Source organism: Smaragdicoccus niigatensis DSM 44881 = NBRC 103563, from assembly GCF_000380645.1.
Lineage (GTDB): Bacteria > Actinomycetota > Actinomycetes > Mycobacteriales > Mycobacteriaceae > Smaragdicoccus > Smaragdicoccus niigatensis.
In genome coordinates this window covers 969,136-995,330 of sequence record NZ_AQXZ01000018.1, presented here as the reverse complement: position 1 = coordinate 995,330, position 26,195 = coordinate 969,136, and the positions used below count along the sequence as shown (strand labels likewise).

At 65.2% G+C, this 26,195-nt stretch carries 29 protein-coding genes; 20 read left to right on the top strand and 9 right to left on the bottom strand.

All coding sequences use genetic code 11. The features are described from left to right. Positions 1-72: 72 nt before the first annotated feature. The gene (modA, locus tag F600_RS0121050) at positions 73-855 is read right to left on the bottom strand and encodes a molybdate ABC transporter substrate-binding protein (RefSeq protein WP_018162637.1); all 783 of its coding nucleotides are present in this window, start codon (positions 853-855) and stop codon (positions 73-75) included. Positions 856-1,018: 163 nt separating this feature from the next. On the opposite strand from modA, the gene F600_RS0121045 reads away from it, so the two are divergent. Further along, entirely contained in the window at positions 1,019-1,645 is a 627-nt protein-coding gene (locus F600_RS0121045; RefSeq protein ID WP_018162636.1) for a PadR family transcriptional regulator, read from the top strand. A 236-nt stretch (positions 1,646-1,881) separates the two neighbouring features. Further along, positions 1,882-2,739, top strand: a complete 858-nt coding sequence (locus tag F600_RS0121040; RefSeq protein WP_245541582.1) for an esterase/lipase family protein — start codon at positions 1,882-1,884, stop codon at positions 2,737-2,739. On the opposite strand, the gene F600_RS0121035 is transcribed toward F600_RS0121040, so the two are convergent. Beyond that, the gene (locus tag F600_RS0121035) at positions 2,740-3,264 is read right to left on the bottom strand and encodes a hypothetical protein (RefSeq protein ID WP_018162634.1); all 525 of its coding nucleotides are present in this window, start codon (positions 3,262-3,264) and stop codon (positions 2,740-2,742) included. 120 nt (positions 3,265-3,384) lie between these two features. Between F600_RS0121035 and fmt the strand changes: the two genes are divergently transcribed. The 8 genes from fmt to F600_RS0120995 all read left to right on the top strand — a co-directional run bounded on the left by fmt (position 3,385) and on the right by F600_RS0120995 (position 10,369). Then, on the top strand, positions 3,385-4,305 hold the full coding sequence (gene fmt / locus F600_RS0121030) for a methionyl-tRNA formyltransferase (RefSeq protein ID WP_018162633.1): 921 nt from the start codon (positions 3,385-3,387) through the stop codon (positions 4,303-4,305). Then, complete coding sequence (locus tag F600_RS0121025; protein ID WP_018162632.1) at positions 4,302-5,654, top strand: RsmB/NOP family class I SAM-dependent RNA methyltransferase; 1,353 nt, start codon at positions 4,302-4,304, stop codon at positions 5,652-5,654. The genes fmt and F600_RS0121025 overlap by 4 nt, the downstream gene beginning before the upstream one ends. Before the next feature lie 125 nt (positions 5,655-5,779). Continuing rightward, entirely contained in the window at positions 5,780-6,451 is a 672-nt protein-coding gene (gene rpe, locus F600_RS0121020) for a ribulose-phosphate 3-epimerase (RefSeq protein WP_026306788.1), read from the top strand. Beyond that, on the top strand, positions 6,452-7,459 hold the full coding sequence (gene ribD / locus F600_RS0121015) for a bifunctional diaminohydroxyphosphoribosylaminopyrimidine deaminase/5-amino-6-(5-phosphoribosylamino)uracil reductase RibD (RefSeq protein WP_018162630.1): 1,008 nt from the start codon (positions 6,452-6,454) through the stop codon (positions 7,457-7,459). After that, a complete protein-coding gene (locus F600_RS0121010) occupies positions 7,459-8,082 on the top strand; it encodes a riboflavin synthase (RefSeq protein ID WP_018162629.1) in 624 nt (207 codons plus the stop codon). The genes ribD and F600_RS0121010 overlap by 1 nt, the downstream gene beginning before the upstream one ends. Positions 8,083-8,187: 105 nt before the next feature. Continuing rightward, a complete protein-coding gene (locus F600_RS0121005) occupies positions 8,188-9,435 on the top strand; it encodes a bifunctional 3,4-dihydroxy-2-butanone-4-phosphate synthase/GTP cyclohydrolase II (RefSeq protein ID WP_018162628.1) in 1,248 nt (415 codons plus the stop codon). Continuing rightward, complete coding sequence (gene ribH, locus F600_RS0121000; protein ID WP_018162627.1) at positions 9,432-9,908, top strand: 6,7-dimethyl-8-ribityllumazine synthase; 477 nt, start codon at positions 9,432-9,434, stop codon at positions 9,906-9,908. Before F600_RS0121005 ends, ribH begins: the two co-directional genes overlap by 4 nt. Further along, positions 9,905-10,369 (top strand): PH domain-containing protein, encoded by a 465-nt coding sequence (locus F600_RS0120995; RefSeq protein WP_018162626.1) that lies wholly within the window; start codon positions 9,905-9,907, stop codon positions 10,367-10,369. The genes ribH and F600_RS0120995 overlap by 4 nt, the downstream gene beginning before the upstream one ends. A 2-nt stretch (positions 10,370-10,371) precedes the next feature. Here the strand turns inward: F600_RS0120995 and F600_RS0120990 are convergent, their stop codons facing one another. After that, positions 10,372-11,751 (bottom strand): acyl-CoA dehydrogenase family protein, encoded by a 1,380-nt coding sequence (locus tag F600_RS0120990; RefSeq protein ID WP_018162625.1) that lies wholly within the window; start codon positions 11,749-11,751, stop codon positions 10,372-10,374. A 90-nt stretch (positions 11,752-11,841) separates the two neighbouring features. Here F600_RS0120990 and F600_RS0120985 point away from each other — a divergent pair, with 90 nt between their 5' ends. The 9 genes from F600_RS0120985 to secG all read left to right on the top strand — a co-directional run bounded on the left by F600_RS0120985 (position 11,842) and on the right by secG (position 21,680). Beyond that, entirely contained in the window at positions 11,842-13,128 is a 1,287-nt protein-coding gene (locus F600_RS0120985) for a bifunctional o-acetylhomoserine/o-acetylserine sulfhydrylase (protein ID WP_018162624.1), read from the top strand. A gap of 130 nt (positions 13,129-13,258) precedes the next feature. Beyond that, positions 13,259-15,205, top strand: coding sequence for an excinuclease ABC subunit UvrC (gene uvrC / locus F600_RS0120980; protein WP_018162623.1), 1,947 nt, complete (start codon positions 13,259-13,261; stop codon positions 15,203-15,205). A 51-nt stretch (positions 15,206-15,256) separates the two neighbouring features. Continuing rightward, positions 15,257-16,189 carry an RNase adapter RapZ gene (gene rapZ, locus F600_RS0120975; RefSeq protein ID WP_018162622.1) on the top strand — a complete coding sequence of 311 codons (933 nt, stop codon included), beginning with the start codon at positions 15,257-15,259 and terminating at the stop codon, positions 16,187-16,189. Next, on the top strand, positions 16,186-17,241 hold the full coding sequence (locus tag F600_RS0120970) for a gluconeogenesis factor YvcK family protein (RefSeq protein ID WP_018162621.1): 1,056 nt from the start codon (positions 16,186-16,188) through the stop codon (positions 17,239-17,241). The genes rapZ and F600_RS0120970 overlap by 4 nt, the downstream gene beginning before the upstream one ends. Then, positions 17,232-18,215: a DNA-binding protein WhiA gene (gene whiA / locus F600_RS0120965; RefSeq protein WP_018162620.1), complete on the top strand. Its 984-nt coding sequence runs from the start codon at positions 17,232-17,234 to the stop codon at positions 18,213-18,215. The genes F600_RS0120970 and whiA overlap by 10 nt, the downstream gene beginning before the upstream one ends. 96 nt (positions 18,216-18,311) lie before the next feature. Beyond that, a complete protein-coding gene (gene gap / locus F600_RS0120960) occupies positions 18,312-19,331 on the top strand; it encodes a type I glyceraldehyde-3-phosphate dehydrogenase (protein ID WP_018162619.1) in 1,020 nt (339 codons plus the stop codon). A gap of 38 nt (positions 19,332-19,369) precedes the next feature. After that, entirely contained in the window at positions 19,370-20,578 is a 1,209-nt protein-coding gene (locus F600_RS0120955) for a phosphoglycerate kinase (RefSeq protein WP_018162618.1), read from the top strand. A 47-nt stretch (positions 20,579-20,625) separates the two neighbouring features. Next, a complete protein-coding gene (gene tpiA / locus F600_RS0120950; RefSeq protein WP_018162617.1) occupies positions 20,626-21,414 on the top strand; it encodes a triose-phosphate isomerase in 789 nt (262 codons plus the stop codon). Between the two features lie 32 nt (positions 21,415-21,446). Continuing rightward, the gene (gene secG, locus F600_RS0120945) at positions 21,447-21,680 is read left to right on the top strand and encodes a preprotein translocase subunit SecG (RefSeq protein WP_018162616.1); all 234 of its coding nucleotides are present in this window, start codon (positions 21,447-21,449) and stop codon (positions 21,678-21,680) included. 67 nt (positions 21,681-21,747) lie between these two features. On the opposite strand, the gene F600_RS32035 is transcribed toward secG, so the two are convergent. From F600_RS32035 to F600_RS0120925, 4 genes are all read right to left on the bottom strand, one after another. After that, positions 21,748-21,900, bottom strand: coding sequence for a hypothetical protein (locus F600_RS32035; protein WP_018162615.1), 153 nt, complete (start codon positions 21,898-21,900; stop codon positions 21,748-21,750). A 4-nt stretch (positions 21,901-21,904) separates the two neighbouring features. Then, complete coding sequence (locus F600_RS29255; protein ID WP_255222424.1) at positions 21,905-22,678, bottom strand: class E sortase; 774 nt, start codon at positions 22,676-22,678, stop codon at positions 21,905-21,907. Between the two features lie 9 nt (positions 22,679-22,687). Beyond that, positions 22,688-23,362: an LPXTG cell wall anchor domain-containing protein gene (locus F600_RS0120930; RefSeq protein ID WP_162141458.1), complete on the bottom strand. Its 675-nt coding sequence runs from the start codon at positions 23,360-23,362 to the stop codon at positions 22,688-22,690. Positions 23,363-23,545: 183 nt separating this feature from the next. Then, positions 23,546-23,893 carry a hypothetical protein gene (locus F600_RS0120925; protein ID WP_018162612.1) on the bottom strand — a complete coding sequence of 116 codons (348 nt, stop codon included), beginning with the start codon at positions 23,891-23,893 and terminating at the stop codon, positions 23,546-23,548. On the opposite strand from F600_RS0120925, the gene F600_RS31725 reads away from it, so the two are divergent. Then, positions 23,892-24,461: a hypothetical protein gene (locus F600_RS31725; RefSeq protein ID WP_018162611.1), complete on the top strand. Its 570-nt coding sequence runs from the start codon at positions 23,892-23,894 to the stop codon at positions 24,459-24,461. The genes F600_RS0120925 and F600_RS31725 overlap by 2 nt on opposite strands. 51 nt (positions 24,462-24,512) lie before the next feature. On the opposite strand, the gene F600_RS29245 is transcribed toward F600_RS31725, so the two are convergent. Beyond that, the gene (locus F600_RS29245) at positions 24,513-25,532 is read right to left on the bottom strand and encodes a COG1470 family protein (protein ID WP_018162610.1); all 1,020 of its coding nucleotides are present in this window, start codon (positions 25,530-25,532) and stop codon (positions 24,513-24,515) included. 57 nt (positions 25,533-25,589) lie between these two features. Then, positions 25,590-26,150, bottom strand: a complete 561-nt coding sequence (locus tag F600_RS0120910) for a hypothetical protein (RefSeq protein WP_156024706.1) — start codon at positions 26,148-26,150, stop codon at positions 25,590-25,592. Positions 26,151-26,195: the final 45 nt, after the last annotated feature.

Below are 26,195 nucleotides of genomic sequence, written 5' to 3'. Positions count from 1 at the left end.
TGAATCAACCGCACAATCGCGTTCCGCCCGCGGCGATCGCGGGCGGAACTCCATTGACCCCGGGGCTGCCGATTAGGGCTTCGCGAACCCAGCCTTGGCAAGCACATCCTGGCCGACGGGGCCCGTGACGAGCTCGATGAACTCGTCCGCGGCTTCCTTGTTCTTCGAGTTGGTCAGGAGGCAGATCGGGTAGGTGTTGACCGCATCTTTCGCCTCCGGGAACTCGACGGTGAAGACCTTGTCGCCAGCGCCCTTGGCGTCGGTGACGTAAACGAGGCCGGCGTCAGCCTGACCGGTGGTTACCTTGTTGAGCACGTCGCTGACGTTCTGCTCCTCGCTGACCGGCTTGACATCGACGCCAGTGGCGGTCTCGACCTTCTGGGCGGCCGAACCGCACGGAACCTGCGGTGCGCACTCGACGACCAGGAGGTCCGGGTTCGCGAGGTCGGCGAACGACGTGATGTTCTTCGGATTACCCGGCGCGGTGACGATCACGAGGGTGTTCTTCGCGAAGTTCGTCGGCTCTCCGACAAGAAGACTCGCGGCCTTCACCTTGTCCATGTTCTTGGTGTCCGCCGACGCGAACACGTCTGCCGGCGCACCGTTGGTGAGCTGCGAAACGAGGTCTGACGAACCCGCGAAACTGAAGTCGACCTTCGAGCCCGGGTGGTCCTTCTCGAACTGCGTTCCCAGTTCGGTGAATGTCTTCTTCAGCGAGGACGCCGCGAAGACCGTCAGGTGGGCTGGGGGAGTCGCGCTGGTGGTCTGGGACTTCGTCGATGTGTCGGATCCCGAGCATCCGGCGACCAGAGAGACGGCTGCGAGTGCGGCGACAGTTGAGGCGATGAGCTTCACGAAACTCCGATCATGCGGTTTCTTGCGACCTATTCATCCGCATTCACGGAATCTGTCGGCAAATCTAGCTCATCGGTCAACTCGTAGAAATTCCTCCTTGCTATCGATGTACTGTCGATATATCGTTAATGCATCGCAAGAACATCTACGAAAGGAGAATGAGATGTTCGAACATCACCATGCACATCAGTTGCGCGGCGAACTTCGCCGCGAGTTCCGCGGCGGTTTTGGCGGCGGCTTCGGCCCGGGCTTTGGTCCAGGTTTTGGCCCCGGATTCGGTGGATTCCCCGGCCCGCCCGGGCCGGGACGTCGTGGTGGACCGGGTCGACGGGGGCGGGGTCGCCGCGGCGACGTACGGTCCGCGATCCTGCTGCTGCTCAGCGAGGGGCCGGTCCACGGCTACGACCTCATTCAGAAGATCGGCGAGCGCAGCGACGGGCTGTGGCGGCCGAGTCCGGGTTCGATTTACCCGGCACTGTCCGCACTCGAGGACGAGGGTTTGATAACGCTCGACCGTCGTGAGGGCCGCAAGTACGCGACGCTCACTCCCGAAGGCGAGGCGCTCGTTCGCGATCGCGGCGACGAGATCGGCGATCCCTTCGCGGATGCGAAGTCCGGCGTATCGGACGAGGCTCTCGATCTTCGCGATCTGGTCGGCCAGCTGCACGGCGCGGTCTTCCAGGTGGCCCGTGCGGGCACGCCTGACCAGGTGAAACGTGCCGGTGAGGCGCTCGCTGAAGCGCGTCGCTCGATTTACCGGATACTGGCCGAAGACGATCAGGCGGACTAGCGCTAGGGACTTAAGTCCATCAATCTGGCTACAAGTGAAACAATTTTCTCTCTAGTCACACCCGCAACTCCAGCCAATGCGGTTACATATTCGTTGTGTCCCGAATTGATAACAAGTCATGCAGGGTTGCACGCCGGCTGGTAACCGCGGCGGCAGCCGTATCCGTGCTGTTGACTGCACCATCGTTGGCGATTGCCGCACCCGGCAATCCGTCCGCGCTGACTACCATCCCCACGTTGCCTGGACCGACGCAGACGGTCCACGGCTACGCCTCCGCCTACGCAAAGAAGCACCCCGGGTCGGTACCACCCGGGGCAAACAACTTCTCGTGTACGCCGGACGCGAGTCACCCCTCCCCGGTGATCCTCGTCCATGGGACGGACTCCGACGCCTACAGTGACTGGGCCCTCTTTGCCCCCAAACTCGCCGCTGCCGGGAACTGCGTTTATGCGCTGAACTACGGCTCGGTGGAGGGTTCAGACACTTATGGCGTCGGAGACATCCACACCAGTGGAAAACAACTTTCGGACTTCGTACAGAAGGTTCGCAGCGCCACGGGGGCGGACAAAGTCCAGCTCGTGGGCTATTCACAGGGCGCGGTCGTGACGCGCTACTACGTCAACAAACTTGGCGGCTCGCAGTACGTCAAGACGTGGGTCGGCCTTGCCTCACCGAGCTACGGCGGCGACCTCTACGGTGCGATTCCCGTGGTTCGGGCGGTCGGTGCCGAAAAGCAGGTATCCGACATGTTCCCCATCGCCCTGCAGCAGCAGGCGGAGGGTTCGGACTTCCTCAAGGAACTCAACTCACCAAGCGACACGGTTCCGGGCGTCGATTACTGGACGATCGGTAGCACCGTCGACGAACGCATCACGCCGAACGAAAACCAAGCCCTTCACGGCAAGGGCGCGCACAACGTTCTCATCCAGGATCTCTGCCCGGGGAACATGTCCGGCCACATGCAGCTGCCCTACGACCCATTCGCCCAGCAGTTGATGTTCAACATCCTCAGTCCGGCGGACGCGCAGACTCCGAACTGCGTCGATGTGCCGTTTGGAACCGGCATTCCGGAAGTGGTGGCGAACTCGAACTGATCAGGCCCCGCGGCCGGTCGTGAAATCGGCATCCGGCCACCACAGCTTCAGGAGGTCGGAGATCGTGGTGTCCGTCTGCGCCACGATGAACAGGTATTTCGACCGATCCGGTGCATCGAACGTCACGACGAAGCACGCCGCATCCGGACAGGTCCCGACTCGCACGGTTGCGGACGTGCCGTCCTCGATCGTCGCCCGATTGTCCGGGCCCAGGGCTCGCGACTTCAGGAAGTCCTGCACGGCAGGGCCGTTCGGAAACGCAATCGCCTGGAAGAGGACGTCGTCGCGGTCCCGGCAGCCGAGTGATCGAATCGCAGTGGGCGGTGCTTCGGCGATGCCGCAGCGTGCGCCGTGATATCCGCGCCCGGTCGGCGTCGCCGGCAGGATCGATGGAAATGTTCGAACAATCTGTTCGGACTTGTCGTCCCACCCGCGGGAAGAAGCGTGCGCGGGAGCGGCCAGACCGCCGGAAAAGACGCACGACATCGCGACGGCGAGGCCCGCGCGCGACAGGGGCGAAGTCATCGTGCCAAACCCCCTGCAGTACAGCTGAACTGCAATGTTACGAGCGGTTCGAGATCTTGTACGCGAGATTCTTAGACTGGTACCGCGCCCCCGTAGGTGGGGAGTAGTTGAGGAGAACTCGTGCGACTCGTCTTCGCGGGCACGCCTGCCCCTGCCGTGCCGTCGCTGCAGCGGTTGATCGAATCGCACCATGAGGTGGTTGGCGTGGTGACGCGGCCCGACACCGTGGCGGGACGTGGACGAAAAGTTGTGCGATCGCCGATCGGTTCGCTGGCCGACGAGCACGGGATTCCGGTGCTGCAGCCGCGCCGTGCGAGCGACCCTGATTTCGCCGATCAGCTGAAAGAACTCGCACCGGACTGCTGCCCGGTCGTCGCCTACGGAGCGCTGCTGCCGCAGTCCGTCCTGGACATTCCGCCGTTGGGCTGGGTCAACCTGCACTTTTCGGTCCTGCCGGCCTGGCGCGGCGCCGCACCAGTGCAAGCTGCCATCGCCGCCGGCGACGAGTTCACCGGCGCTTCGACGTTTCAGATCGTCAAGGAGCTCGACGCCGGACCGGTGTTCGGCGTCATGACCGAGCGTATTCGGCCCACCGATACATCCGGTGAGCTGCTCGAACGCCTCGCTCGCGAAGGCGCCGAACTCCTCGTTCAGACGATCGATGCGTTGGCTTCAGGAGCATTGCAGGCGGTCCCGCAATCGGGTGACGGAGTGTCGTACGCGCCCAAGGTCACCGTCGACTCCGCACGCGTCCGGTGGGATCACCCGGCGCTCGCCGTCGACCGCCAGATTCGTGCCGTGACGCCGGCTCCGGGAGCGTGGACCGAGATCGGCGACCTTCGCGTGAAGGTCGGCCCCGTGCAGATCGCGACCCACTCGTTGAACCCGGGCGAGGTCGAGGTCCGGAAGGACGGAGTCTTCGTCGGCACGGCAACGACCGCGGTTCGTCTCGGCGACGTACAGCCACAGGGCAAGCGACTCATGGCCGCTCTCGATTGGGCTCGCGGAGCTCGATTGGCTGAGGGGACTGTCGCGCAATGAGCAAACCACCACGCCAGAGCCCGCCGGACCCGGTCCGTGAGGTCGCTCGCGATGTTCTCCGGGCCGTCCGGGAACGGGACGCGTACGCGAACCTGGTGCTGCCCAAGATGCTCACTGAGCGGGGGATCTCCGGCCGGGATGCGGCTTTTGCCACCGAGATCGCCTACGGCGCCAGCCGTGCACAAGGCTTCCTCGACTCGGTCATCGAAAAGGCCGCCGGCCGCTCGGTCAGCGCAATCGACGGCAAGGTGCTCGATGTGCTGCGAATCGGGGCCTATCAGCTGCTGCGCACCCGCACCGGCGCGCACGCTGCCGTCGCGACATCGGTGGATCTGGTCCGATCCGAATCAGGTCGTGGTGCAGCCGGTTTCGCCAACGCCGTGCTCCGGCGCGTGAGTGAGAAGACGCCCGAGCAGTGGGTTGATGCGATCGCGACCACGGATCCCTTGGACCGGCTTTCGGTCGAGTTTGCGCATCCGAGGTGGATCGTCGATTCCTTCGCGGCCACCCTCAGCGGCGACGAACTTCGGGACGCACTCGCGGCCGACGACGCCCGGCCGAAAGTGCACCTCGTCGCCCGGCCCGGAGCGATCAGTCGCGAGGACCTTCTTGCCGAAACCGGTGGGCTTCCGGGCCCGTATTCGCCCTTCGCCGTTCACCTCGATGGCGGTGACCCGGCGGCTTTCGAGTCGGTCCGAAACGGCGCGGCCGCGGTGCAGGACGAAGGCAGCCAGTTGATCGCGCTCGCCCTCGCAGACGCGCCGCTCACCGGAAGTGACTCCGGCCGCTGGCTCGACCTGTGTGCCGGGCCGGGCGGTAAAGCCGCGCTGCTCGGTTCGATCGCGGCGCAGCGAAATGCGCACGTCGATGCGGTTGAGCAGTCGAAACACCGCGCGGAACTCGTTCGGAAAGCGGTTGCGGGACTACCTGTCGACGTTCTCGTCGCCGATGGCCGGGCCACCGGCTTCAAACCGGGTTTCGATCGGGTCCTCGTCGACGCACCGTGCACGGGCCTGGGCGCACTTCGGCGTCGACCCGAGGCACGATGGCGACGTACGGAGAAGGACGTTGCGGATCTGGTCCGGCTGCAGAAGCAACTGCTGGCGGCGGCCGTCGGTCTGGTGCGTCCGGGCGGGGTGGTCGTGTACTCGACGTGCTCGCCGCATCTGCTCGAGACGGTCGGCGTGGTCAACGAGGCAGTGAGCCGGTTCGGCCTCGAGGTACTCGACGCCGATCAAGTGCTGCCGGGCGTTCCGAATTCCGGAGCGGAAACAGGTATTCAGCTGTGGCCGCATCGGCATGGAACGGATGCCATGTACTTGGCCGCGCTGCGCAAACCGGAGAAGTAGACCAGCGGGGGCAAAGGTCTCGCGCAGGCGGCTCTGTACAAAACCCATATCTTGTACACAACGCCTGCGCGAAGAGTCGTTTCCGGGCCCTCCGACGGCAAAGGCTCAGGGTTAGACTCACCGCTGTGTCGAACCCCATGATCGCGCCGTCGATTCTGTCTGCTGACTTCTCCCGACTTGCCGAAGAGGCCGCCGCGGTCGCCGGCTCGGACTGGCTGCACGTGGATGTCATGGACGCGCATTTCGTGCCGAACCTGACGCTCGGACTGCCGGTCGTGCAGAGCCTCCTCAAGGCCACGGACATTCCGCTCGACTGCCACCTGATGATCGAGGACCCGGCCCGTTGGGCGCCGCCGTACGCCGAAGCCGGTGCCTACAACGTCACGTTCCACGCCGAGGCGACCGACGACCCGATCTCGGTGGCGCGCGACATTCGCGCCGCGGGTGCCAAGGCGGGTCTGAGCGTCAAGCCCGGAACGCCGATCGAGCCCTACCTCGAGATCCTCAAGAGCTTCGACACCCTGCTCATCATGAGTGTCGAGCCGGGATTCGGCGGCCAGTCGTTCATGCCAGAGGTGCTGTCCAAGGCGAGGGCGGTGCGCAAGCTCGTCGACTCGGGAGAGCTCAAGCTCGTCATCGAGATCGACGGCGGAATCGCCGAGAGCACGATCGAGCAAGCGGCCGAAGCCGGTATCGACTGCTTCGTCGCCGGCTCGGCCGTTTACAACGCGGCAGACCCGGGCGAGGCGGTGCGGAAGCTCCGTGCGCTCGCCGCCGCGGTTCGTTCCGACTGCTAAATGGAGCACATGCTCCAGGCCGTCGCGGCCGCAGAGTCGGTCCGAGGCCTGACCCGGCCGAATCCGCCCGTTGGTGCGGTCATCGTGGACGCGGCCGGCAACCTCGCCGGTACCGGAGCCACGCAGGCCCCGCCGGGCCCCCACGCCGAGGTCATGGCACTGCGCTCGGCGGGGGATCGAGCCTGGGGCGGAACGGCATTCGTGACGCTCGAGCCTTGCAACCACTACGGCCGCACGCCGCCGTGCTCGAAGACGCTCCTCGACGCCGGTATCGCGAAAGTCGTTTACGCCGTGAGTGATCCGAACCCGACCGCCTCGGGTGGCGCGGATTTCCTGCGGGCGAACGGCGTCGAGGTCGTTGGTGGAGTCGGTGTCGACGAAGTCGAGCAGGGGCCATTGCGCGCCTGGTTGCATCGCCAGCGCACGGGTCGTGCACACGTCACCTGGAAGACCGCGACGAGTCTCGATGGTCGAATCGCAGCTGCCGACGGGTCGAGTCAGTGGATCACCGGCGAGGCCGCTCGCGCCGAGGTTCACCGGGAGCGTGCCAAGCTCGACGCGATCGTCGTCGGTACCGGAACGGTTCTCGCCGACAACCCGTCGCTGACGGCCCGGAATCCGGACGGCTCGCTCGCCACCCACCAGCCGCTTCGGGTCGTGGTGGGGACGCGGGAAATACCGTCGAACTCTCGCGTGTTGGATGATGCTGCCGAGACATTGTGGCTGCGTACCCGCGATCCGCACGAGGTGGTGGCGGCCCTGGCCGACTACCCGGACGTGCTGGTCGAAGGTGGCGCGGTCCTAGCCGGGGCGTTCTTCAAGGCGCACTTGGTCGACCGGATACTCGCGTATCTGGCGCCGGTCGTGCTGGGGGACGGTCCGGCGGCCGTCATCGGTGCTGGAGTGGACAACATAGGCAGCGCACATCGTTTTGTGCGCGAATCGGTGGAACAGGTGGGGCCGGACATCCGGCTGAGCCTCGTGCCACTGACAGGGGAAGGGAACTGATGTTCACCGGAATCGTCGAAGAAAAGGGCGAGATCGTCGGCTACGAGGACCTCGGTGACTCGGCGCGATTGACCGTGCGTGGGCCCCTGGTCATCACCGACGCCAAGCACGGCGATTCGATCGCGGTCAACGGCGTCTGCCTGACGGTCGTCGACGTCGTGGACGGCGGCACTGGAGCTCACGATGCGTTCACCGTCGATGTGATGAAGGAGACACTCGACCGGTCGAGTCTGGCCTCGCTCGGAACGGGCAGCATCGTCAACCTCGAGCGCGCTGCGGCGGTGAACAGCCGCCTCGGCGGACACATCGTGCAGGGTCACGTCGACGGGACCGGCGCGGTCCTGTCGCGGACGCCTTCAGAGAACTGGGAAGTCGTACGAATCTCGTTGCCGGACAAGATCGCTCGCTATGTCGTCGAAAAGGGCTCGATCACGGTCGATGGCACGTCGCTGACCGTCTCCGGCCTCGGCATCGACGACCAGGGCGACTATTTCGAGGTCTCGCTCATCCCGACGACCCTGCAGTTGACGGTCCTGGGTACCGCGGCACCCGGCACCGTCGTGAACCTCGAAGTCGACGTGATCGCCAAGTATGTGGAGCGCTTGCAGCAGCGGGGGCAGTAGGAGCGGAGCCTGCGGAGCGACCAGACAGCAGGACCACGTAGTGTGGTTTCGCCGCGGCATTGAGGCCGCATGAGTCCAGGAGTCAGAACGTGAGGTTTGACGTCCATGAGATTTGACACCGTCGAGCGGGCGATCGCCGACATCGCGGCGGGCAAAGCCGTGGTCGTCGTCGACGATGAGGATCGTGAGAACGAAGGCGACCTGATCTTCGCCGCCGAGAAGGCGACGCCAGAGCTGGTGGCCTTCATGGTGCGGTACACGTCCGGGTATCTCTGTGTGCCGCTCGTCGGTGAAGACTGCGATCGCCTCGGTCTGCCTCCGATGTACTCGACCAACCAGGACAAGCACGGCACCGCGTACACGGTCACGGTCGACGCTAAGGAAGGCATCGGCACCGGCATTTCGGCTGCCGACCGCGCGGTCACGATGCGACTGCTCGCGGACGCGAACACGCATGCGCACGACTTCACGCGTCCCGGCCACGTCGTTCCGCTGCGGGCCAAGGAGGGTGGCGTGCTCCGCCGCCCCGGCCACACCGAAGCTGCCGTCGACCTCGCGACGTTGGCTGGTCTGCGTCCCGCCGGAGTCATCTGCGAAATCGTCTCGCAGAAGGACGAAGGCGCGATGGCTCAGACCGAGGAACTGCGCGTGTTCGCGGACGAGCACAACCTCGCCCTCATCTCGATCGCCGACCTCATTGCGTGGCGTCGCCGCAACGAGAAGCAGGTCACGCGCGTTGCCGAGGCGCGGATTCCCACCCAGCACGGTGAGTTCGTCGCGGTCGGATACCAGAGTCTTTATGACGGCGTCGAACACGTCGCGCTAGTCCGTGGTGACATCGCCGGACCGGACGGTCTGGGGCGCGATGTCCTCGTTCGCGTGCACTCGGAGTGCCTGACCGGTGACGTGTTCGGTTCTCTGCGCTGCGACTGCGGGCCGCAGCTCGATGCTGCACTCGGCCTCGTGGCGGAGGAGGGTCGTGGGGTTGTGCTCTACATGCGCGGGCACGAGGGTCGGGGCATCGGCCTCATGCACAAGCTGCAGGCCTACCAGTTGCAGGACGCAGGTGCCGACACCGTCGACGCGAACCTCAAGCTCGGACTGCCGGCGGATGCGCGGGATTATGGAACCGGCGCGCAGATCCTCGCCGATCTCGGCATCACGACAATGCGCCTGCTGACGAACAACCCGGCCAAGCGTGCCGGACTCGACGGTTATGGACTGCACATCTCTGAGCGGGTGCCAATGCCTCTCCGTGCAAACTCTGAGAACCTGCACTACCTGAAGACCAAGCGTGACCGGATGGGTCATGATCTTGCGGGGCTCGACGAGTTCGAGAGCGAGGAGCAGTGAGCGGAGAAGGCATTCCCCAGATCGATCTCGAGGGCGCAAGTGACGTTCGGCTTGCGATTATCGCGTCGCGCTGGCACGACAAGATCTGCACGGCACTGATCGACGGGGCGCAGCGCGTGGCCGACAAGGCCGGCCTGGAGACCGTCGACCTCTACCGCGTCGCAGGCTGCATGGAGATCCCGGTCGTCGCGCAGGCGCTCGCCGAGAAGTACGACGCCGTCGTCGCGCTCGGTGTGGTGATCCGCGGCGGTACCCCGCATTTCGACTATGTCTGCGACTCGATCACGAGCGGCCTGACCCGCATCGCGATCGACACCCGGACGCCGATCGGAAATGGCGTACTGACGACGAACGACGAGGAGCAGGCGCTTGACCGTGCCGGCCTCCCGGGTTCGGCCGAAGACAAGGGCGAGCAGGCTTGCTCGGCCGCGATCGACACCGCGCTCACCCTCCGACGGATCGCACAGCAGTGAGCGAGCTGAGTACCGACTGGGAAATCGACGTTCGACCGCACCGGATCCGGGTGATCGCCTGGGTCAGCGCGACGATCGTGGTGGTCGGCATGACTCTCGGCGGAGTGCTCGCCAGAATCCACTCCACGGGGCCGCGGATCGAGGTGTCCGACCAGATTTCGATCGCGGGCGTCGGATTCGTCATCGCGGCCGGCATCCTGCTCCTGACGCGTCCGCGGCTGCGGGCGAACAGCGCCGAAATCCGCGTTCGAAACGTGTTCGTCGACCGCGTCTACGGCTGGAAAGATGTTCTGGGCGTGACGTTCCCGGAGAAGTCACCGTGGGCACGGCTCGAACTCCCCGCCGACGAGTACATCCCGATCATGGCCATTCGCGCCGACGACGGAGAATCCGCGGTCGACGCGATCGAGCGTTTTCGCGAGCTCGGCCGGAAGTACTCGACCAACACAGACTCCGCCTAGCGTCACTTCCGCGGTGGCCGTAGGACGTTCATCGCCAGGCGCATGATCGGGCCGGGAACCGAATCCTTCGCGGCCAGCGCGGTGTCCGCCACCTTTCCGCGCACCGGGGTGCCACGACCGAACCATTTGTTCAGCGGACCGCCCGTCGGGTCGAGGCTGACGTGTAGTGGCGGCTTGCCCGCTGCAGCTCCCAGTGCGTTCGAGATGACGACCCGCTGAATCTCGCTGGTGCCCTCGAAAATGGTGTAGAGCTTGGCGTCTCGGTACCACTTCTCGACCGGATGATCGGTGATGTAGCCCCAACCGCCCATCGTCTGGATCGCGCGCTCGGTGGTCCGGACCGCGACCTCGCTGGCGGCGAGCTTCGCCATCGAGCCTTCGCCGCGCTCGAACGGCACACCGGTTGCGGCCATCCAGGAGGCCCGCCAGGTGAGCAGACGCGTCGCATCGATCTCGGTGGCCAGGTCGGCGAGCGGAAACGCGATGCCCTGGTTGTCGATGATCGGCGCGCCGAAGGCCTCTCGCTGGTTGGCGTAATCGGTCGCGTATTCCAGCGCGGCCCGAGCGATGCCGAGTGCCTGCGCGGCGACCATGGGTCGGGTTTGCTCGAAGGTGCCCAAGGTTGCCGAGCCGGACTTCTTGGCGCCGTTTCCTTCCCTGACCTTGGCGAGCTTGTGTTCGAGCTTGCCCTCGCCGCCGAGCAGGTTCTCGCCCGGAATCCGGACGCCGTCGAACTTCAGCTCGGCAGTGTGCGACGCGCGGCAGCCGAGCTTGTCGAGCTTGCGGACGAGCTCCAGGCCGGGGGTGCCGCCCGGCACGATGAACAGCGCCTGCCCACGATGTCCGAGCTCTTCGTCGACCACCGCGTTGACGACGTGCACGTTCGCGATGCCACCGTTGCCGATCCACATCTTGTGTCCATCGATGATCCAGTCATCGCCGTCGCGGCGTGCTCTGGTCCGCAGGTTGCGAACGTCGCTGCCGCCCTCGGGTTCGGAGATCGCGAGCGCGGCGAGCTTGAGATCGCCCGGTGTGCCGAAGCATTCCGGCGCCCACTGCAGCATCTGCTCGGGTGTGGCTGCCTGACCGATTGCGGACAGCGCGAGTGCGGGCATGACGATCGCGAGGCCGATACCGGCGCATCCCCAGAACAGCTCCTCCATGAACATCGGGAGGGACAGTCCTGTCGGATCGCCGATGAGGTCGCGATAGAACAGCGGGCTGTAGAAACCACTTTTGGCGGCTTCCTCGAGGACGGGCCAGGGGAATTCCTGACGCCGGTCGTACTCGAGTGCCACGGGCCGGACGACCTCTTCGGCGAATTCGTGAGTGCGTCGGGCGAGGTCATGCTGGGCGGCGGTCGGGGTGATGTCGAAACTCATGCGTTTTCGGGTACCCACATCGGCGCAGTCGAAATATTCAGACTGATCGCAACCATTTCCACGGTGCCTCTAAATTCCTAGGCTCGCGGCATGAGTAGCGAGAACTGGTCGTTCGAGACCAAACAGATCCACGCCGGCCAGACTCCCGACGGTACGACGAACGCGCGCGCGTTGCCGATCTACCAGACGACGTCGTACACGTTCAACAGCACCGATCACGCGGCGGCGTTGTTCGGGCTGGCCGAGCCGGGCAACATCTACACCCGGATCATGAACCCGACGCAGGACGCCGTGGAACAGCGGGTAGCCGCCCTCGAAGGGGGTGTGGCCGCCTTGCTGGTCGCGTCCGGGCAGGCCGCCGAGACGTTCGCCATCCTCAACATCGCCGAGTCGGGCGACCACATCGTGTCGAGCCCCCTGCTCTACGGCGGCACGTACAACCTGTTCCACTACACGCTGCCCAAGCTGGGCGTCGAGGTGTCGTTCGTCGAGGACCCCGACGACCTCGAGCAGTGGCGAGCGGCGATCCGGCCGAACACGAAGGCGTTCTATGGTGAGTCGATTGCCAACCCGCGCAACCACATTCTGGACATTCCGGGGATCTCCGCGGTCGGGCACGAGGCGGGCATCCCGCTCATCGTCGACAACACGGTGGCGACGCCCTACCTGATTCAGCCGCTCGCGCTGGGCGCCGACATCGTCGTGCACTCGGCCACGAAGTACCTCGGCGGACACGGCGCAGCCATCGCCGGTGTCATCGTCGACGGCGGCACTTTCGACTGGACGCAGGGCCGACACCCGAACTTCACGACTCCGGACCCGAGCTATCACGGCGTCACGTTCGCCGACCTCGGCGCACCGGCGTTCGCGCTGAAGGCTCGCGTGCAGTTGCTGCGCGACCTCGGCTCGGCCGTGTCACCGTTCAACGCGTTCCTCATCGCGCAGGGGCTCGAGACGCTCAGTCTGCGGGTCGAGCGGCATGTAGCGAACGCGCAGAAGGTCGCCGAGTTCCTCGAGGGCCACGCCGGTGTCTCCTCCGTGTCGTATGCCGGGCTGCCGTCGTCGCCGTGGTTCGAGCGTGCGCAGGAGTTGGCGCCGCGCGGCCCGGGCGCGATCGTCGCGTTCGAGCTGGCCGGGGGAGTCGACGCGGGGAAGCGGTTCGTCAACGCGTTGGAACTGCACAGTCACGTCGCCAATATCGGGGATGTCCGGTCTCTCGTCATCCACCCGGCCTCGACGACGCACTCGCAGCTCACACCCGAGGAACAGCTGGCCGCGGGCGTGACGCCGGGTCTCGTGCGGCTGTCGGTCGGTATCGAGGGACTCGACGACATTCTCGCGGACCTCGAGATCGGGTTCGCGGCGGCCGGCGAGTAGTGACCCGATCGATTGCCGTGTCGCGGATCTGATCAGGTGCGCGATACGGCAATCGATCTGCCGGAGCGCAGCGGAGCCGGACCCGGATGGGTCGTGGGGGCTTGTCAGCCCCCACGACTAGGGTGGTGATGTGCCCGATCCCATCACCTACCGCCCGGCTGCCGGCTCCATTCCGGTCGAGCCTGGTGTGTACAAGTTCCGGGATCCGCACGGCCGGGTGATCTATGTCGGAAAGGCGAAAAGCCTTCGCAGTCGGCTGAATTCGTACTTCGCCGACATGTACTCGCTGCACCCGCGGACGCGGCAGATGGTCACCACCGCGGCGAGTGTCGAGTGGACCGTCGTCACGACCGAAGTCGAGGCGCTCCAGCTCGAATACAACTGGATCAAGGAGTTCGACCCGCGGTTCAACGTTCGCTACCGGGACGACAAGAGCTACCCCGTTCTGGCCGTCACGCTCAACGAGGAATTCCCGAGGCTCTTCGTCTATCGAGGTGCTCGGCGCAAGGGAGTGCGCTATTTCGGGCCGTACTCTCATGCGTGGGCCATCCGAGAGACGCTGGATCTGCTGCTCCGCGTGTTCCCGGCCCGCACGTGCTCGGCGGGCGTGTTCAAACGGCACCACCAGATCGGTCGCCCCTGCCTACTCGGGTACATCGACAAGTGTTCGGCGCCGTGCGTCGGCAAAGTGAGCCCGGACGAACATCGCCGCATCGTCGAGGACTTCTGCGACTTCCTCGCGGGTAAGACGGACCGGTTCGTGAAGTCGATTGAAAACCGGATGCGCACCGCGTCCGACGATCTCGACTTCGAACTCGCGGCCCGCCTGCGCGACGATGCCGCAGCCCTCAAGCGGGCGATGGAGAAGCAGACGGTCGTTCTGGGTGCCGGTACGGATGCCGATGTCGTTGCGTTCACCGGCGACGACCTGGAGGCCGCGGTGCAGGTCTTCCACGTGCGCGACGGTCGGGTTCGCGGTCAGCGCGGTTGGGTCGTGGAGAAAACCGGAGATGTTCTCGAAGCGGGCGAGGATCAGGATGCGCTTCTCGTCGAACAATTCCTCACGCAGTTCTACGGTGCCTCGGCCGACGAAACGGGGAGTTCCGTACCGCGCGAGGTCCTTGTCCCGGCGCTGCCTCCCAACAGCGAAGAGGTCGAGGAGTGGCTGACCACGCTTCGTGGATCGCAGGTGAAGGTTCGGGTCCCGCAGCGCGGCGACAAAAAGGCACTCATGGAGACGGTGCAGCGCAATGCGGGTGAGGCACTGACGCAGCACAAACTCAAGCGTGCCTCGGATTTCAACGCGCGGTCCGCAGCCCTGCAGGGCATTCAGGACGCGCTCGAACTCGACACCGCACCCCTTCGCATCGAGTGTGTCGACATCAGCCACATTCAGGGCACGGAGGTCGTCGCCTCGCTCGTGGTGTTTGAAGACGGCCTTCCGCGCAAACAGGATTACCGCCACTTCGCGATCAAGGAGGCAGCCGGCGAAGGGCGATCGGACGACGTCGGCAGCATCGCCGAGGTGACCCGGCGACGATTCTGGCGGCAGAAGCAGGCCGAGCCGACGATCGACGAAAAGACCGGCAAGCCAAGACGATTCGCCTATCCGCCGAACCTCTACGTCGTGGACGGCGGAGCGCCGCAGGTCGAGGCGGCAGCCGCGGTCCTCGACGAGCTCGAGATCCATGATGTCGCGGTGATCGGCCTTGCCAAGCGACTGGAAGAGGTGTGGGTTCCGGGCGAACCTGACCCGGTCATTCTGCCGCGCAACAGTGAGTCACTGTTCCTGCTCCAACGCGTTCGCGATGAGGCGCACCGCTTCGCGATCACTTACCACCGCAACAAGCGGTCGCGAAAAATGACCGAATCAGCACTGGATTCGATTCCTGGTCTCGGCGAGACGCGGAAGAAGGCATTGGTCGTGCATTTCGGCTCAGTTTCCCGGCTGAGCAATGCCTCGGTCGCCGAAATCACTGCGGTTCCTGGGATTGGTGAGACCACTGCGCGCTCTGTGCTTGCTGCGCTGAGCGGTGGCGGGACAGAAGCAAGCGCAGATGCTTGCAACGGGGACTAGAGTTTCTGACGAACGGCGTCCGGGCGATTCCGGACTACTTCTCGCACAGCGATGGAGGCGGTAGATCTGGACACCCAAGCGGGCCTCAGCGGCTCCGAGCTGACGGCTCCCGTCGAGGTCGTCGTGGTGACGGGCCTGTCCGGGGCAGGACGCAGCACCGCCGCAAAAGTGCTCGAAGACCTTGGTTGGTACGTCGCCGACAACCTGCCCCCGGAGTTGATCCCGGGCCTCATCGACATGAGCCGCCGCGCGGAGCCCAGCATCACCCGGTTGGCGCTGGTCATGGACGTACGGAGCCGGTTCATGGCCCCGGACGAGTTGTCGCGCGTCATCGAGGGAATGCAGCAGCCGGGCGTCCACCTGCGGGTCCTGTTCCTCGAATCGTCCGATGAGGTGCTGGTTCGGCGCTTCGGCTTCGCGCGACGCCGCCACCCGCTGCAAGACAGCGGCATGGTCGACGGCACGCTCTCCGACGGCATCGCGGCCGAACGTAAGTTCCTCGCGTCGGTCAAGGCGGCGGCAGACGTCGTCATCGACACGACTGCACTGTCGATCCACGACCTGAACCGCCAGATGGACGAGGAGTTCGGGGCCGGCCGCAAACGCCAGCTCGAAATCACCATCCAGTCATTCGGCTTCAAATACGGTTTACCGCTCGACGCCGACTTCGTCTTCGACGTGCGATTCCTGCCGAATCCGCACTGGATTCCGGAACTGCGCCCGTTCACCGGTAAGGATGCTCCGGTGCGCGATTACGTCCTGTCCCGCGATCGGGCGACGGGCTTCATCGAGAGTGCGCTCGACCTGCTGAAGATCGTCGCCGGCGGATACGTCGAAGAAGGCAAGCGGTACATGACCGTCGCGGTCGGCTGCACCGGTGGGAAGCACCGAAGTGTCGCGATCACGGAAACCATCGCAGAGCAGCTGTCCGGCTCGACGACGCACGTGGTGCTCACCGCGCACCGCGATCTGGGTCGCGAATGAGCGGGCCGACCCGCCCAGAACCGTCGATCGTCGCTCTTGGTGGTGGTCACGGTCTGTACGCGACTCTGACTGCGGTTCGCACGCTCAGCCCGAACATCACCGCGGTGGTTACGGTCGCGGACGACGGCGGCTCCTCGGGCCGGCTTCGCCGCGAGCTCGGCGTCATCCCGCCGGGCGACCTGCGCATGGCGTTGGCAGCGCTTGCCGGCACCGACCCGCATGCTCAGTTGTGGCGGGCCACGGTCCAGCATCGGTTCCGCGGCGACGGTCCGCTGGCGGGCCACTCGGTGGGAAATCTCATCCTCGCCGGACTGACCGAGGTGATCGGCGATCCGGTCGTTGCGCTGGAAGAACTGGCGCGGATCCTCAACCTGTCGGGCCGCGTTCTGCCCATGTCGACGATCCCGCTCGCCATCGAGGCGGACGTGTCCGGGCTCGAGTCCGACCCTCGGGTGAGTCGCGTGGTCCGGGGGCAGGTTGCTGTTGCCGTGACGCCGGGTAAGGTTCGGCGGGTACGGCTTGTACCTGCAGATCCACCGGCGTGTCCGGAGGCGCTCGACGCGATCGAGTCTGCGGACCTCGTCGTGCTTGGTCCGGGCTCGTGGTTCTCCAGCGTCATCCCGCATGTGCTGGTGCCGGAAGTGCGCAACGCTCTTGCGCGCACCCGGGCGAGGAAGGTACTGGTACTTAACCTGGGTGCCGAACCGGGAGAAACCGCTGGTTTCTCTGCGGAACGGCACCTGCACGTTCTGTCGCAGCACGCGCCGGAACTTGCAGTCGACCACATTGTGGTCGACGCACCCTCGGTCGAAGGCGACCGAGAACGAGAGCACTTACGCCGCGCCGCGGCGAATTTCGGAGCGGTGGTGAGCTTCGCGGATGTCGCGGAGTCCGGCGCCCTCAGGCACGACCCAGAAAAGCTGGCCGCGGCGATCGAATCGCTGCGAACTGCATCGAACGCCACCCCAGCACCGATGCAGATGGACGACGGGGACGATCGGGCCGGAGTAGATGCCGGTCCCGGACGGAAGGAGAGCACCTCGTGGCGATGACGACCGAGGTAAAAGACGAGCTGAGCCGCCTGAACGTGACGCAGCAGTCATGCCGGCGGGCTGAGCTCGCCGCGCTGTTGCGTTTTGCGGGTGGCTTGCACATCGTCGGCGGCCGAGTCGTGGTCGAGGCCGAGGTCGATCTCGGTGCCATTGCGCGCCGCCTGCGGCGCGAGATCCACGAGCTATACGGATTCACCTCGGACGTGCACGTCATCGGCGCCGGAGGGCTTCGCAAGAGTTCGCGGTACGTCGTGCGCGTGGCCAAAGAGGGCGAGGCCCTCGCGCGGCAGACGGGCCTGCTCGACCTTCGTGGGCGTCCCGTGCGTGGACTTCCGGCACAGGTCGTCGGCGGCAGTATCGCCGACGCCGAGGCCGCTTGGCGCGGTGCGTTCCTCGCGCACGGTTCGCTGACCGAGCCCGGCCGTTCGTCGGCGCTCGAAGTCAGCTGCCCAGGACCCGAGGCCGCGCTCGCACTCGTGGGCGCCGCTCGTCGTCTCGGGATCTCCGCGAAGGCACGCGAAGTTCGCGGTACCGACCGCGTCGTCGTGCGGGACGGCGAGGCCATCGGAGCTCTGCTCACCCGCATGGGCGCTCAGGACACCCGCCTGCACTGGGAAGAGCGCCGGATGCGTCGCGAGGTCCGAGCAACCGCCAACCGCCTCGCGAACTTCGACGATGCGAACCTTCGTCGGTCCGCTCGTGCCGCTGTTGCGGCGGCCGCACGCGTCGAGCGTGCGCTGGAGATCCTCGGCGAGGAGGTTCCGGACCACCTCGCTGCGGCCGGTCAACTGCGGGTGCAGCACCGGCAGGCGTCCCTCGAGGAACTCGGTCAGCTCGCCGACCCGCCGATGACGAAGGACGCTGTTGCCGGCCGTATAAGGCGTCTTCTGTCGATGGCCGACCGTCGTGCCGCTGACCTGGGAATTCCGGACACCGAAGCCGTGGTCACGCCGGAGCTTCTCGACGAGGCCTGAGTTTCGATTTGCGGACGACAGGGCAGCGTTAACTCTGAAACACCTGCCGATTAAGGTGATATTCGTCTCATCCACGATCTCTTCAAGGAGTGAACTGTGACGGTCCGCGTAGGAATCAACGGCTTCGGTCGCATCGGCCGCAACTTATTTCGTGCTGTGGCGGCCCAGAAGGCTCTTGGAACCACCGACATCGAGATCGTGGCGGTCAATGACCTGACCGACAACGCGACCCTGGCCCACTTGCTGAAGTTCGACTCGATCCTCGGTCGGCTCGACAAGGACGTCACCCTCGAAGGAGACGACACCATCGTCGTCGGCTCGCAGAAGGTGAAGGCCCTGTCAGTCAAGGAGGGGCCATCGGCGCTGCCGTGGGGCCAACTCGGCGTTGACATCGTCGTCGAGTCGACTGGCATCTTCACCGCCCGTGCGAAGGCCAAAGGACACCTCGAGGCCGGGGCGAAGAAGGTCATCATCTCGGCACCGGCGACCGACGAAGACATCACCATCGTGATCGGCGTCAACGAGGACAAGTACGACGGCAGCCAGAACATCATCTCCAACGCCTCGTGCACCACGAACTGCCTCGGCCCGATCGCCAAGGTCCTCAACGACGAGTTCGGCATCGTCAAAGGCTTCATGACGACCGTCCACGCCTACACGCAGGACCAGAACCTCCAGGATGGTCCCCACCGTGACCTGCGCCGCGGTCGTGCTGCCGCGTTGAACATCGTTCCCGCGAGCACGGGTGCGGCCAAGGCCATCGGCCTCGTTCTGCCGGACCTCAAGGGCAAACTCGACGGCTACGCCCTGCGCGTTCCGATCCCGACGGGCTCGGTTGTCGACCTCACCGTCCAACTGCGCAAGCCGGCGAGTGTCGCCCAGATCAACGCCGCGATGCAGGCAGCCGCAGAGGGATCGCTCAAGGGCATCCTGAAGTACTACGACGCACCCATCGTGTCGAGCGACATCGTCACCGACCCGCACTCGAGCCTCTTCGATTCCGGTCTCACCAAGGTCATTGACGACCAGGCGAAGGTCGTCTCGTGGTACGACAACGAGTGGGGCTACAGCAACCGTCTGGTCGACCTGATCGGCCTGGTCGGAAAGTCGCTCTGAGCAGTAAACCCTGGAACTTCGGACAGAGAGTAGAGCTGGTGGCAGTCAAGACCCTTGCGGACCTGTTGGCAGAGGGCGTGGAGGGCCGTGGCGTCCTCGTTCGCTCTGACCTGAACGTGCCGCTCGCCGACGGTGCGATCACCGACCCGGGCCGCATCCTTGCGTCGGCACCCACCATCAAGGCGCTGGTCGAGGCCGGTGCCAAGGTGGTCGTCACCGCTCACCTCGGCCGTCCCAAGGGCGTGCCGGACCCGAAGTTCTCGCTGGCTCCGGTAGCGGCGAAGCTGGCCGAAGTCCTCGGACGCAACGTTCAGCTCGCGGGCGACGTCGTCGGTCAGGATGCTCTTGCTCGGTCGGAGGGTCTCACCGACGGTGACGTCCTTCTCCTGGAGAACATCCGTTTCGACGCTCGCGAGACGAGCAAGGACGACGCCGAGCGCAAGCGCCTCGCGGTGGCGCTCGTCGATCTGGTCGGCGACGACGGTGCATTCGTCTCCGACGGATTCGGCGTCGTGCACCGGAAGCAGGCGTCGGTCTACGACGTCGCGCAGTTGCTCCCGCACTACGCCGGCGGTCTGGTGGCCGCTGAAGTCGACGTTCTCTCGAAGCTGACGGAAGACCCGGAGCGTCCGTATGCGGTCGTTCTCGGTGGTTCGAAGGTTTCGGACAAGCTCGCCGTGATCGAGGCTCTCGCCCCCAAGGTCGACACTCTCGTCATCGGTGGCGGTATGTGTTTCACGTTCCTTGCGGCGCAGGGTTATTCGGTGGGTAACTCGCTTCTCGAGAACGAGATGATCGAGACCTGCAAGGACCTGCTGGACCGCTACGGGGACGTCCTGCACCTGCCGCGCGACATCGTCGTCGCGGACGGGTTCTCCGCCGACGCGCAGTTCAAGACCGTGTCGGCCGAGGAGATTCCGGACGGCTGGATGGGTCTCGACATCGGCCCCGAGTCGGGCGAGCGCTTTGCTGCCGTCCTCCGTGCGGCGAAGACGATCTTCTGGAACGGACCCATGGGCGTCTTCGAGTTCCCGAACTTCGCCGCCGGTACGCGCGCGGTCGCCCAGTCGCTCATCGACGCGACGAAGGACGGTGCGTTCACGGTCGTCGGTGGCGGCGACTCCGCGGCCGCGGTTCGCTCGCTCGGACTGCCGGAGGACGGGTTCAGCCACATTTCGACCGGTGGCGGTGCTTCGCTGGAATACCTGGAGGGCAAGGAACTCCCGGGTATCGCTGTCCTGGGCTAGAGCAGTTCTCGGTAGACGTTCCTACAAGCGCGACGGAGGAAGATCTCGTGGCACCCAAGCGGCTCATCGCGGGCAACTGGAAGATGAACCTCAACCATCTCGAGGCCATCGCCTTGGTGCAGCAGGTGGCGTTTTCGCTCCCGGAGCGGTTTTACGACCTGGTCGACGTGGCGGTCATTCCGCCCTTCACCGACATCCGCAGCGTGCAATCGGTCATCGAAGGTGACCGATTGCGCCTGACGTTCGGTGCGCAGGATGTGTCGATGCACGACTCGGGTGCCTACACGGGCGAAGTGAGCGCCGCGATGCTCGCCAAGCTCGGCTGTACCTACGCGGTGGTGGGGCACTCCGAGCGCCGCGCCATGCACGGCGAGACCGACGAGGTCGTCCTCAACAAGGCCAAGGCGGCGCTGCGCCATGGCGTGACCCCGATCGTGTGCGTCGGTGAGGCGCTGTCGATCCGGCAGTCGGGTGAGCATGTGGCCTACTGCGTCTCCAGCTTGAAGGGTTCGCTTGCGGGCCTCAAGGCGGACGAGATCGCCAAGGTGGTCGTCGCGTATGAGCCCGTGTGGGCGATCGGTACCGGTGAAGTCGCGACTCCCGAGGACGCACAGGAGGTGTGCGCGGCGATCCGTGCCACGCTCGTCGAGCTCGCGGGTGCCGAGGTCGCCGGGGGAGTGCGCGTTCTGTACGGCGGCTCCGTCAATTCGGCGAATGTGGCCGATCTCGTGGCCCAGCCGGACGTCGACGGTGGTTTGGTCGGCGGAGCGTCGCTCAAGGGCGACGAGTTCGCGAAGTTGTGTGCGGCCGCCGCGACGGCTGAGGTCGCTGGCTAACGCACGAATACTGACCCGGTAAGGTATCAACCATGACGCTGTTCCTGAACATCGTGCTGGTCATCACCAGCGTTCTGCTCATCCTTCTGGTTCTTCTGCACCGCGCCAAGGGCGGCGGTCTGTCGAGCCTGTTCGGTGGCGGTGTTCAGTCGAGCCTCTCCGGTTCGACGGTCGTGGAGAAGAACCTCGACCGCGTGACGTACTTCGTCGGCGCGATGTGGCTCATCGCGATCGTCGGCGTCGGCCTCGAGATCAAGTTCAAGTAATCTTCTGAACCAAAAGAAGCGGCCAGCCTCAGAATCCTGAGACTGGCCGCTTCTGTCGTGTGTGGCGTCAGACCGTCACGGCATTGAGGGGCAGGGTGTGCTCAATCCACGGGAACGCGTAGAACCACAGCAGCGCCAGGACAACCGCGACGAGCACGAGCACTTGCACCGCCTTGAGTGCCGTGGTTCCCGGCAGCTTGTGCCAGATCCATCCGTACATGTCGCTATCCCTTCAATGCAGGCGGCAGGCCCTGCGACTTCGGCCACGGGGCACCATCGAGCTCGCCGTGAATGATCAGGCGGTTCTCGCCCGACCACCAGGGATCGCACGTCGTGAGGGTGATGAGGCGCCGTGTGGGCTGGGCCGTCGGGTTCTCCGGTACCGGGGCGACGACGTCTACGTGCGATGGGTCGACGATCACCTTGCCCGGGATTCCCTGGGCGTCCGGAACGGTGGCATCGCCCGTCGCGAGGTCGCCGAGCACACGGTACGTGTAGTAGTAGTCCTTCATCTCGATGACGATGAAGGCGCCGGCTTTGAGGTTCGGCAGGTCGTCGAACGGAGCGCCGTTTCCGGTGCGGTGACCAGCCACGGAGAAGTTTCCTACTTCGCCGGGGCTTGCGGTGCCGGGGTAGTGGCCGGGCCCGAGTTCGAGGTCGGAAAGGTCGACGCCTTCGACGATGGTCTGGTGGTAGTCCTTCCCGAATGACGGAACCCAAATGACCGCCACGGGGGAGCCGTTGGGGGTGTCCGGGGAGATGACCGCAGGCGGTCCATCCGGAGCCGCAGGCGTCTTCCAGGCGTTGTGAAGCGCCGAAGACAGGTCGTTCTGATGTGTCGCGTTCCGGAAGTCGGTACCCCAGGTGACATAGCCGGCGAACAACAGAACCAGGGTGCCGAGCGTCATCAAGAGCTCTCCGACACCCTGCGCGAAAAGAGAAAGCCGGGAGCGGCCCTTACGGGCTCGCTCCCGGCTCTCAACCGAGTGTGCGCACACGCGGGTTACTTACGCCTCGCGACGACGAGCGAGGAAGGTGACACCAGCGCCAGCGGCGATGGTGGCGATACCAGCACCAGCCAGTGCGGCAGCCGGAACACCGGTCTGCGGCAGCGACTTGCTCGCCGAGGTGTAGACGACCGTCGTGTCCTTGGCCTTGGCCTCGGTGACCACGTGAACCGGCTTGCACGGGGCAGGCTCGTGGCCGTGACCGTGCTCGAGGCCGTGAATCGCGAAGCCGAGGAGTCCACCGAGGAGGAGGCCACCGTTGAAGTCGATCAGGAGGCCACCGTGAGCGCCGATACCGGCAGCGCCGCCGAAGTGGAGACCACCGTCAACATCATCGATCGCGGCGGCAACGTTGGCGCGCGCGTCTGCAGCCGCGTCTGCGGCAGCATCCTGGGTGTCTTCGACCTTGTCAGCGATAGCTGCCTTGGCGTCGACGATTCCGTCGGTCTTGGCCTCGATGCCATCCTTGATGTCGTCGACCTTGGCATCGATCTTCGCCTGGGCGTCAGCCTTGGCGTCGGCAATGTCGGCCTTGATGTCCGAGACAGCCTCAGCGTGCACCGAAGCGTCCGGGACCTCGATGTCAACCGGAAGTGCAGCTGCAACGCCAGAACCAGCGAGAACGAAGGCCGCGGCGGCAGGAACAGCGGCGGCCTTGATCAGAACGTTTTTCATGTTGCCCATAACACTCTTTCGTTTTGAACTGGGTTGGTGTTAACGACCCCCGCCCCCAACCACAGAGAAAGCTAGTGCGATAACGGGTCGGTTGCAACTTCCGCGCGAACTAGCCACAGCGGTGTCGCAACGACCTGGTGAGATGACCTTGAAATGGCGAATGGCACACGGACGCAGCGAAAGTCAAGCCGCCGGCGAACTCGTGGCCGGCGTCGCGGTGAGACCCGTGACAGAGTGCTCGATTGTAGCGTTGTAGATGTCCGCGATGGTGGCGCTTTCCGGAAGAAGCACCGTCACGGTGACGGTCCAGGAACCCGAACACTGCTTGTCCGCACGCTGCACGACGACCGGTGAGCCGCTGAGAACCTGCTTCGCGGACGGGGTGCTGCAGCCCGTGGGACTCGACGCGTAACTGATACTAGCCGGGACCGTGACCGCGCCCTTTTCCGTGACCAGGTTCGTCACCCAGGCTTGCGCCGTCCACCCCGCGCTGTCCGTCCGCGTATCCGTCACCGTGACGGTGAACGACATGGTGAGCGTCCGCGCGCCGACCTCGGCCGAGCTGCTCGTCGACGCGCTCGTGGTGAGGTTCAGCTCGCCCGCGGGTGGTGTGGTCGTCGTAGTCGTCGCGGAGGTGGTCGCCGCCGAAGTGGTCGTCTCGGTCGTGGTCGGCGGCGCCGTGGTGGTGGTGGTCGGCGTCGTCGTCTCCAGCGCGGCGACAGTTGGCGTCGGTGCAGTGGTGGTTGTGGTCTGCGGCGGTGCGGCCTCGGTGGTCACCGTGGTGACTGGGGGCTCGGTTGTCGTCGTGGTGGTGGTGGTCTCGGTGGTGGTGGGCGGTGTCGTGGTGCTGGTGGTCGTGGTCGGCGTCGTGGTACTCGCGGTGGTCGTGCCGAACATCGAGCTTTTCGTCGTAGTCGGATCGAACATCGAACTCTTCGTGGTGGTCGCTGCGGGACCTGTGGTCAGCCCCGGTGCCTCGGCCGTGGTGGGGGCCGCCGGCAGCTCGTCCGCCGAACTTGCCGGCGCGAACCCCGCGAGCGACAGGCTCGCGACCAGGATCGGAATGGCTGTTCGGATATTCATGTGTCGGCTTCTCTAGTAAGGGTTGGTGGCTGGTCGACGGTGTGACACGTCGACCAGCCACTTGTCATCAAGACTTCGGTCGGTGCGAGCCGCTGCGGCGGCGCAGAAGGACAAGCACGAGCGCGATGATCGCGACGAGGGCCGCACCGGATGTCGCTGCGCCGATGAGCAACGGCCACGGAATGGTGCTCGGCGTGCTGTTGTCGATCTTCACCGTCTCGCCGGTGCCGGACTCCGGGAAGACGAGGTCGGCTTCCTTGGTCTCGGATATCGGTCCACTTCGGACTTTGACCTTGGCGTGCCACTTGCCAGCCGGAAGGGCGACTCCGATGTCGACGATGAGTTCGCCACTCTGACCGATGCCCAACGTCGTGGTGCCGGGAGAGGTTCGTTCATCCATCTTCAGGCCGCCGGGACCATCGGACAGTGCGAGATCAGCGTGGAGATCAACGGCCCGCTCACCGGTGTTCGACACCTTCACGACGACCTCGTGAGTTCCGCGGTCGTTCTTGCGCGGCGTCAGTGAGTCAATCTGGAACTTGGGCGTCGGGCCATTGCCGGGGCCGACCGTCAGGTAGATGCGGATTCCGATGCGGTTGACGAGCTTGACGCCCATGGCGTCATTGGAATTCTGGCTCTGCATCTCGGCCCAGAACACCGCGTAGCGCTCGCCTTCAGTGGCGTCTTTCGGAACGTTGATCGTGAGCGTCACGACCTGCTCCTCGTTGTCGGCCATCGTCATTTTCGTCTTGTCCAGCGATGACCAGGACGACAGTTCGTTCTGGTCTCCGCGGGGTTGGTCCATGAACCCCTGCGGTTGCTCGATCTTGGCGGGACCGACGTAGAGGTCTACGGGTTCGACCTGCCCGGTTCGGTTGGCGACGCGGATGTGTCGAACCACGGTCGTACCGGGGAGGGTCGCATCCACGACCGCGCTTGCTGCGCGCGTGTCACCCTGCTGGTAGTTCGGGATGTCGAGCAGCCGAAGCCCGAGTCCGGGGTGCGTCGGATCGGGTTCTTCGGCGTGCGCGAGGGGTGCGTGAAAGGCCACGAACACTGCCATGATCAACAGAACGAACTTCTTCACTGAAGTGGGTCTCTCTCGAAGATGGCAGCGGTTCGTGCCTTCTGAATTGTTGTCGGATTAAGCGATGACGGTGACGGAATGCGTCAAGGTCGCGGTGTAGGTGGCTGCCGTTGTGAAGCCGGCCTTAGGGACCGCAACCGTCGGATTCCAGGTTGCGGAGTTGATGCCTACTCCGGTGCCGGAGGCAACCGGAAGGAGGCTGCCCAGACCGGCGGCGGAAGCGAGGCTAACGAAGACCGCATTGCCGGCCGTCTTCGAGCCGGTGGTGTAAAGCGTGGTTGCTGCCGAGACGTCGGCGGTGTGGTCCGAGGCGCCAGCGGTGGACGGGTGCCAGTCGGTGAACGCGGCGTTTACCGTCCACGAGGCGGCGAGCGCCCCGCGGTTGTCGGTGACCGCGACGCTGCCGACGCTGTTGGTGAACGTTCCGCTCAGGGTGCCTGTGGTCAGGTCGCCACTGCCGAGGACGACAGGTCCAGCCGGGGCGCTGATCGAAATGTCACCACCCGTGACGTTGATTTGCAGCGTCGTATTACTCGATGTCGCTGCGCTGCTTACCGCTGGAAGCACGATGGCTGCAACGCTGCCCACCGCAAGTGCTCCCACTACCAATTTCCGCATTTCGTGAACCGTCCCGTTCTGAGCGTCTCCGTTGCCGCTGCGGCG

Excerpts from the sequence above, each read along its gene's own strand:
- F600_RS0121045 (WP_018162636.1), top strand. The coding sequence starts at position 1,019 with ATGTTCGAACATCACCATGCACATCAGTTGCGCGGCGAACTTCGCCGC.
- F600_RS0121035 (WP_018162634.1), bottom strand. The coding sequence starts at position 3,264 with ATGACTTCGCCCCTGTCGCGCGCGGGCCTCGCCGTCGCGATGTCGTGC.
- F600_RS0121025 (WP_018162632.1), top strand. The coding sequence starts at position 4,302 with ATGAGCAAACCACCACGCCAGAGCCCGCCGGACCCGGTCCGTGAGGTC.
- ribD (WP_018162630.1), top strand. The coding sequence starts at position 6,452 with ATGGAGCACATGCTCCAGGCCGTCGCGGCCGCAGAGTCGGTCCGAGGC.
- F600_RS0121010 (WP_018162629.1), top strand. The coding sequence starts at position 7,459 with ATGTTCACCGGAATCGTCGAAGAAAAGGGCGAGATCGTCGGCTACGAG.
- F600_RS0121005 (WP_018162628.1), top strand. The coding sequence starts at position 8,188 with ATGAGATTTGACACCGTCGAGCGGGCGATCGCCGACATCGCGGCGGGC.
- F600_RS0120990 (WP_018162625.1), bottom strand. The coding sequence starts at position 11,751 with ATGAGTTTCGACATCACCCCGACCGCCGCCCAGCATGACCTCGCCCGA.
- F600_RS0120985 (WP_018162624.1), top strand. The coding sequence starts at position 11,842 with ATGAGTAGCGAGAACTGGTCGTTCGAGACCAAACAGATCCACGCCGGC.
- rapZ (WP_018162622.1), top strand. The coding sequence starts at position 15,257 with ATGGAGGCGGTAGATCTGGACACCCAAGCGGGCCTCAGCGGCTCCGAG.
- F600_RS0120970 (WP_018162621.1), top strand. The coding sequence starts at position 16,186 with ATGAGCGGGCCGACCCGCCCAGAACCGTCGATCGTCGCTCTTGGTGGT.
- secG (WP_018162616.1), top strand. The coding sequence starts at position 21,447 with ATGACGCTGTTCCTGAACATCGTGCTGGTCATCACCAGCGTTCTGCTC.
- F600_RS32035 (WP_018162615.1), bottom strand. The coding sequence starts at position 21,900 with ATGTACGGATGGATCTGGCACAAGCTGCCGGGAACCACGGCACTCAAG.
- F600_RS0120930 (WP_162141458.1), bottom strand. The coding sequence starts at position 23,362 with ATGAAAAACGTTCTGATCAAGGCCGCCGCTGTTCCTGCCGCCGCGGCC.
- F600_RS31725 (WP_018162611.1), top strand. The coding sequence starts at position 23,892 with ATGGTGAGCGTCCGCGCGCCGACCTCGGCCGAGCTGCTCGTCGACGCG.
- F600_RS0120925 (WP_018162612.1), bottom strand. The coding sequence starts at position 23,893 with ATGTCGTTCACCGTCACGGTGACGGATACGCGGACGGACAGCGCGGGG.
- F600_RS0120910 (WP_156024706.1), bottom strand. The coding sequence starts at position 26,150 with ATGCGGAAATTGGTAGTGGGAGCACTTGCGGTGGGCAGCGTTGCAGCC.